Below are 6,781 nucleotides of genomic sequence, written 5' to 3'. Positions count from 1 at the left end.
ATAAAACGTGGGGCAAAGTAGGTGTAAGTCCGGTGGCTGGTCAAGTAACCCAAATCCAAACATAGGCCAAAATCTGCCATCGCTTTGTTGAGAAAACCGGCATGGCGCGCCTCATCCCGGGCCATACAGGCAAACGCCTCCGCCAGCAGGGGATTTTTTTCCTTCAACTGGCGCGATAACTCCTTAAACAACAAAAACCCGGAAAACTCCGCCGTGCAGGAGCGCTCCAAAAACTCGATAAACAAACGCCGCGTCTCCCCGTCGATGTGGTCCCAGGAACGGTTAAACTCCTCATCCCGCACAAAGTGATAGCGGTTGTAATCCGCCCGCAGCTCCTTGAGCGCCGCCTCCACCTCCTCCCGATTAGCCCGGATGTCCATCGCCGCCATGGCCTCGAAGTCCGTTGTGTAAAACCGGGGCGTGAGGATCGTCTCCTTGGCCGGCGCCTTGATCCCCGGACGCAACTCCTCAAAGACCAGCTCCTGCGACATCGTCACCATCGTCAATCCCCGTCAACTTCCACCCCTGTCACCTTACTACAACACCCCCAACCCCCACCCCCTTTCGTTACATTTATTGACAATCAACAGAGCTTATTGACTCTCAAGAGTGCGGTTCTACCGTAGTCAGGGGGGTTTTGATACCCAGGTAGAGTTCCCCGATGCGGGGGTCATCGAGCAGTTGAGCCGCCGGACCGCTGTAGCATTCCCGCCCATTTTCCAGGACATAGCCCCGGTGGGAGATTTTCAAAGCCTGACGGGCGTTTTGTTCCACCAGTAGAACCGTGACTCCCAGGCGATTGATCTGCTGGATACAGCCCATCACCTCACCCACCCATTTCGGGGACAGGGCCGCCGACGGTTCGTCCAACAGCAGCAATTGCGGGTCACTCATCAGCGCCCGGGCCATGGCCAGCAACTGCCGCTCCCCCCCCGAAAGCGTCCCCGCCCGCTGGTGATAGCGTTGCCGCAGGATGGGAAACAGTTGGGTCAGTTCATCTACACGGGTCTGTAACGATTTCCCCCGTTTAGCCCCAGCCCCCAGTTGCAAGTTCTCCGCCACCGTCAGGGAGCGAAACACATTGGCCAATTGGGGCACATAGGCCATCCCCAGGGTCACCAGTTGATGGGTCGGTACGGACAAAATATCCCGCCCTTGGAATTCCACCCGCCCCCGCCGGTAGGGCAGCAGGTTAAAGATGGCCTTGAGTAATGTGGATTTGCCTGCGCCATTGGGGCCGATCAGCGTCACCAATTCCCCCTGCCCCACCTCTATACTCGCTCCCTGCAAAATGTCCAGACCGGCTACGTAGCCCGCGTACAACTCCTGAACCCGCAGCAGGGATGGGCGCATGCCGAGCCTCGTGGTACTTTAGAATTATTATGCTATCAGGGCGGTTAGCTCAGCGGTAGAGCGCCTGCCTTACAAGCAGGATGTCACTGGTTCGATTCCAGTATCGCCCATCGCCACCAAGCCAGACCCAGCCGGGGTTTTAGGGATTAGAACGGGTGGCAAAACTGGTGCAGTCAACATTGTCCCCAAAAGGCTGTGTGTCGGTTGCAATTACAGGGGGCCTGGCGTGCAAGTCAAGGCGCTGGTGGCCCAGATAAGGTAAGGACATGGCCTACGGTGTCTTTGCCGGGGATGTATCACGGTATTATGGGAACATTACCCAGCGTTTCGGGAACCCAGCCCCCTAACAGTTTATGGGCTAGTTGCGTCGGCCACACAAGATTGCCCGCATCACTATAGACGAACCGACTCAGTTTCGCGGCCCTAGGCCCCTGGACGGCATTTCCAGCTCTGAGGCATCCGACCTCCCCCGGACTGACTCAGCACCCGAGGGTGACAATTTATTTTCAACCAGACCTTTAGTTGCGTAGTTATTTGGGACGATCAATGCCTTAGTCCTGAAGCTAAAATCCCCAAGGCGACAGGTTAACAGTTTTTTTAATCCCTAGAAAACCGGAAAATTTTATACTTAGCAACAATTACGGCTACCGTTGATAAAGTTGATAAAAAATTCTAAAGTTGACAAATAGGATTGTCCTAATTTATACAGCGACAGTTTTTGCCGGCATATAGGCCCAAGCTGACGGCGGCCCCTCAGGCTATAATTTGGGGGGAGTGGTGGAGTTAACCATGGGAATTGCGGCGCAGGTACCGGATGCGCTGGGGCGTTTTGGCCGGTTTGGGGGCAAGTACGTACCGGAAACGCTGATGCCGGCGCTGGCGGAGTTGGAGCAGGTCTATGCCCAGTGCCAGCGGGACCCGGCGTTTCACCAGGAATTACAGCATTTGTATCGGACCTATGTGGGTCGGCCCACCCCCCTGTATTACGCCGAGCGTTTGAGCCAGCACTATCGCCGCCCGGATGGCTCCCACCCCCTGATCTATCTCAAGCGGGAGGACCTCAACCACACCGGCGCCCACAAGATCAACAACGCCCTGGGGCAGGTGCTGCTGGCCCAGCGTATGGGCAAACGGCGGATTATTGCCGAGACGGGGGCCGGTCAACATGGGGTGGCAACGGCCACGGTCTGTGCCCGCTTTGGCCTGGAGTGCGTGATTTACATGGGTGTGCAGGATATGGAGCGCCAGGCCCTCAATGTTTTCCGCATGCGCTTGTTGGGGGCGCAGGTGCAGCCGGTCGCTAGTGGTACAGGGACGCTCAAGGATGCCACCTCGGAAGCCATCCGCGACTGGGTAACGAACGTGGAGACTACCCACTACATCCTGGGGTCGGTGGCGGGGCCCCATCCCTATCCCATGATCGTGCGGGATTTCCAGGGCGTGATTGGGCAAGAAACCCGCGCCCAGTGTCAGGAACTGTGGGGAGGGCTGCCGGACATTCTGCTGGCTTGTGTGGGGGGCGGCTCTAATGCCATGGGCCTGTTCTACGCCTTTGTGGATGAGCCAACGGTGCAATTGATTGGGGTGGAGGCGGCCGGCGAAGGGATTCACACCGGTAGGCACGCGGCGACTTTGACCCAGGGACGTGTTGGGGTTCTCCACGGCGCCATGAGTTATTTACTCCAGGACGACCAGGGCCAGGTGTTGGAAGCCCATTCCATCAGTGCTGGCCTGGATTACCCCGGCGTGGGTCCGGAGCACAGCTACCTCAAAGACATCGGGCGGGCCACCTACGTCAGCGTTACCGATGCCGAAGCCCTGGCCGCTTTTCAACGGCTCAGTCAACTCGAAGGCATCATCCCAGCGCTAGAGACGGCCCACGCCCTGGCCTATCTGGACTACCTGGCGCCCCAATGTCCTCCGGGCACCCGCATTGTCGTTAATTGCTCCGGTCGGGGGGACAAGGACGTGCAGACAGCCATGCAGCACCTAGCCCTCTAGCGCAGGGCGACCGTCACCAGTTGGGGGAACCCAATCAGCAGTGCCACCAACAGCAACTGCATGCCCACAAAGGGAACCACGCCCCGATAAATCTGGCCGGTGGTGACTTCAGGCGGCGCCACACTTTTTAAATAAAACAGGGCAAACCCAAAGGGCGGCGTCAAAAACGACGTTTGTAAATTAGCTCCCAACAACACCCCAAACCAGACCAAATCCGTCCCCAACTGCTGGGCCGCCGGAATCAGCAATGGCACCACAATAAAGGCAATTTCAAAAAAGTCAATGAAAAAGCCCAGGAGAAACACCAGCCCCATACTGAAGAGCAAAAAGCCCGCCCGTCCTCCCGGTAAATTCAGCAGCAAATTCGATACCCACTGGTCCCCGTCTAACCCCCGAAACACCAAACTAAAGGCCGTTGAGCCGATCAGGATCATCATCACCAGACTGGTGGTGCGTACCGTGGCTTCACAGGCCCGCCAGACGACCGCCCACGACAGTTTCCCTTCCGTCCAGGCTAGCAGCGCCGCTCCGATACAGCCCACTGCCCCCGCTTCCGTCGGCGTGGCAATCCCCCAAAAAATACTCCCCAGCACCACCAGCACCAGCACCAGGGGAGGTAACACCGCCCGCACCACCCTTGGCCAGGGCGTGGGGGGCAAATCGGTCAACGCCGGCGCCCACTGGGGACGCACATGGGCCACCGCCAGCACATACAGGGCATACATCCCCGTCAGCACCAGCCCCGGCAGCAGCGACCCCACAAACAAATCCCCCACCGACACCCCCAACTGATCCCCCAGCACCACCAGCACCACACTGGGGGGAATGATTTGCCCCAACGTCCCCGACGCGGCAATCACCCCGGTGGCCAGTTCTGGGCGGTAACCATGGCGCAGCATCACCGGCAGGGAAATCAGGCCCATGGCCACCACCGTTGCTGCCACCACCCCGGTCGTGGCCGCTAGCAAGGCCCCTACGACCACCACCGCCACCCCCAATCCCCCCCGCAACCGGCCAAACCAACCGCCGACGGTGGTGAGCAACCGTTCCGCCACCCCCGACTGCTCCAGCAGCGACCCCAACAGGATGAAGTAGGGAATGGCCAGTAGGGTGTAGTTGGCCATGATCCCGAAAATGCGGTAGGGCAAGGCGGTGAGAAACAGGGGATCAAACACCCCCAGCGCCACCCCCACCAGGGCAAAGGCGATGGCCACTCCCCCCAGGGCAAAGGCCACCGGGTACCCCGTCGCCAGGAAAATCACCGCCCCCAGAAACATCAATGGCCCCAGGACCCCCGTTGCCATAGTTACCCCGTCCCTACTCCTTGATTATCCGACCTGGGCGACCACCATACCGACGAGCAACAAAAAGCCCGTTGCCACCTGCTCTTGGAAGCAGCGGGCATAGACTGGCAGGGGTTGGGAACGACGCAGGCGCATTACCTGTCTTGCCCAAACAACGGCTGTGATGGCTAGGGCCAGATAATAGGGCCAAGACAATCGCAACACCCGTCCCACCTGGGCCAGCAACACCAGGGTCAATCCCAGCAGGATACCTACCGCCCAGGGCGTGGAGCGACCAAAGAACCGGGCGCTGGAGTGAATCCCTACCCGTTCGTCATCCTCCCGGTCCATCAGGGCGTAAATCGTGTCAAACCCTAAAGTCCAGCACCAGACTGCTCCCCACAACCACCAAGTTGCCGCTGTGAGGGTTCCAGTAACCGCCGCCCAGGGAATCAACACGGCAAAGCCCCAGGCTGTCGCCAGGATGACTTGGGGAATGGGGCACCAGCGTTTCGCGGAAGGATAAAGCAGGATCACGGGCACCGCCAGCACCGCCAGCCCAAAGGCCAAGGGATGCAGATACCGCGCCAGCAGGTAGGCGCCAAACAGGAAGATGGCGGCAATGACCAGCGCTAGGGAAACCGACAGTTGCCCGGCAGCCAGGGGTCGTTGTCGCGTGCGCTGTACTTGGGCATCCAGACGCCGGTCCCACAGGTCGTTGACCACACACCCCGCCGCACTAGTGGCTATCGCTCCTAACACCACCACCAGCAGTAAATCCCCGGGGGGGCGTCCCCGGCTGGCCAACACCAGCGACCACAGGGCCGGCACCAGTAGAATTAAACGTCCAGTGGGTTTGTCCCAGCGCAGCAACCGGACGAGGCGATACACCAGCGAATCATTCATGGGAGAATGCAGGAGAAGGCTACTAACCTAGATTAAGAGTTCTGTTAAGGTAGGTTACAGATGGTGGGGGTCAGGGGCGGGTGAAACTACTGCTGTTTCTGCTGCAGGGGTCCTGGTGGCTGGTGCTGCTGGCCGTCAGTACGGGTTTTCTGAGTGGGGGGGCCAGTGCCGGTCTGTTAGCGCTCATTAGCCGTGCGTTGGTGGAGGGGGTCACCCCTTTGGTCATCCTGCTGTTTGTTGGTTTGGCAGTCCTTGCCCTGAGCACCAGTGTGGTGTCCCAGGTGATGCTGATTGGGCTATCGCAGCGGGCGGTGTTGGATTTGCGGTTGCACTTGAGTCGGCAGATGCTGCGCGCCGAACTTAGCCATCTGGAACAACTGGGTACGCCCCGCTTGTTGGCGACGTTGACGGAGGATGTGCAGGCGGTGGCCCAGGCGGTGTTTGCCATTCCTTTTTTGTGTATTGATGCGGCCATTGTCCTGGGCAGTTTGGTATATATCACGTGGTTGTCTTGGCAGGTATTTTTTTTGGTGTTAATTTTGACCACGATTGCCATTGCCAGTTGCCAATTTTTGACCCATTTGGGCAGCCAGTATTTAGCCAAGGCGCGGGAGAAACAGGACGACTTGTTTCAGGATTTTCAGGGCTTGACCGGGGGCATCAAAGAGCTGAAGCTAAATGACCGCAAGCAACAGTTTTTTGTCCAGCATTATCTGACGGCCCATGCCCAAGCGTTTCGCCGCTATACCACCATTGGCCTGACCTACTTTGCCAGCACCTCCAGCCTGGGAAAATTTATTTTTTTCTTTGCCATCGGCTTTGTGTTGTTTAGCCTGCCCAAGTGGCTCACCCTCAATCCCCAAACCCTCTCCGGGTATGTGCTGGTCTTTACCTATCTCATGCTGCCGATGGAGCACCTGATTAGCAACCTACCCACGTTTAGCCGGGCGGGGGTGGCGCTGGAGAAAATTACGGCCTTGGGGTTGTCCTTGCAGGATGTGGGGGAATCCCAAACCCTGGACCGACCGGTACGCCGGCATTGGCAGCAACTGACCCTGCAAAATGTGGTGCATCAATACCCCAGCCCAACGGATGACAAAGCCTTTCGAGTAGGGCCGGTCAATTTAACGTTTTACCCCGGCGAAATTGTGATGATTATTGGGGGCAACGGCAGCGGTAAGTCTACCCTGGCCAAGCTGATTACGGGTCTTTACACCCCCCAATCTGGCCAGATTATC

General features: G+C 58.4%; 6 protein-coding genes and 1 tRNA gene. 3 read left to right on the top strand and 4 right to left on the bottom strand.

Going from position 1 to position 6,781, the window contains the following annotated elements; translation table 11 throughout:
* Nucleotides 1-500, bottom strand: a 500-nt coding sequence (gene acsF, locus Q6L55_11400) for a magnesium-protoporphyrin IX monomethyl ester (oxidative) cyclase (protein MEN9259313.1), incomplete at its 3' end; no start/stop codon positions are given.
* Nucleotides 501-603: 103 nt separating this feature from the next.
* Nucleotides 604-1,353 (bottom strand): ABC transporter ATP-binding protein, encoded by a 750-nt coding sequence (locus Q6L55_11395; protein ID MEN9259312.1) that lies wholly within the window; start codon nt 1,351-1,353, stop codon nt 604-606.
* A gap of 38 nt (nt 1,354-1,391) precedes the next feature.
* On the opposite strand from Q6L55_11395, the gene Q6L55_11390 reads away from it, so the two are divergent.
* Both Q6L55_11390 and trpB read left to right on the top strand, forming a co-directional pair.
* A tRNA-Val gene (locus Q6L55_11390) sits at nt 1,392-1,463 on the top strand.
* 679 nt (nt 1,464-2,142) lie between these two features.
* Nucleotides 2,143-3,354 (top strand): tryptophan synthase subunit beta, encoded by a 1,212-nt coding sequence (trpB, locus tag Q6L55_11385; protein MEN9259311.1) that lies wholly within the window; start codon nt 2,143-2,145, stop codon nt 3,352-3,354.
* Here the strand turns inward: trpB and Q6L55_11380 are convergent.
* Nucleotides 3,351-4,658, bottom strand: a complete 1,308-nt coding sequence (locus Q6L55_11380) for a TRAP transporter large permease subunit (GenBank protein MEN9259310.1) — start codon at nt 4,656-4,658, stop codon at nt 3,351-3,353. The two genes, trpB and Q6L55_11380, sit on opposite strands and share 4 nt — an antisense overlap.
* Nucleotides 4,659-4,682: 24 nt before the next feature.
* The gene (locus Q6L55_11375; protein MEN9259309.1) at nt 4,683-5,543 is read right to left on the bottom strand and encodes a 4-hydroxybenzoate solanesyltransferase; all 861 of its coding nucleotides are present in this window, start codon (nt 5,541-5,543) and stop codon (nt 4,683-4,685) included.
* An 80-nt stretch (nt 5,544-5,623) separates the two neighbouring features.
* On the opposite strand from Q6L55_11375, the gene Q6L55_11370 reads away from it, so the two are divergent.
* The coding region (locus Q6L55_11370; protein MEN9259308.1) for an ABC transporter transmembrane domain-containing protein at nt 5,624-6,781 on the top strand (1,158 nt) is incomplete at its 3' end.

The sequence above is a fragment of the Gloeomargarita sp. SRBZ-1_bins_9 genome, from assembly GCA_039794565.1.
Classification (GTDB): Bacteria; Cyanobacteriota; Cyanobacteriia; order Gloeomargaritales; family Gloeomargaritaceae; genus Gloeomargarita.
The sequence above is the reverse complement of the archived record's forward strand: the minus strand, read 5'-3'. Positions and strand labels throughout refer to the sequence as shown.

What these genes read in the sequence shown, in the direction of transcription:
- Q6L55_11395 (MEN9259312.1), bottom strand. Translation starts at nt 1,353, where the DNA reads ATGCGCCCATCCCTGCTGCGGGTTCAGGAGTTGTACGCGGGCTACGTA.
- trpB (MEN9259311.1), top strand. Translation starts at nt 2,143, where the DNA reads ATGGGAATTGCGGCGCAGGTACCGGATGCGCTGGGGCGTTTTGGCCGG.
- Q6L55_11380 (MEN9259310.1), bottom strand. Translation starts at nt 4,658, where the DNA reads ATGGCAACGGGGGTCCTGGGGCCATTGATGTTTCTGGGGGCGGTGATT.
- Q6L55_11375 (MEN9259309.1), bottom strand. Translation starts at nt 5,543, where the DNA reads ATGAATGATTCGCTGGTGTATCGCCTCGTCCGGTTGCTGCGCTGGGAC.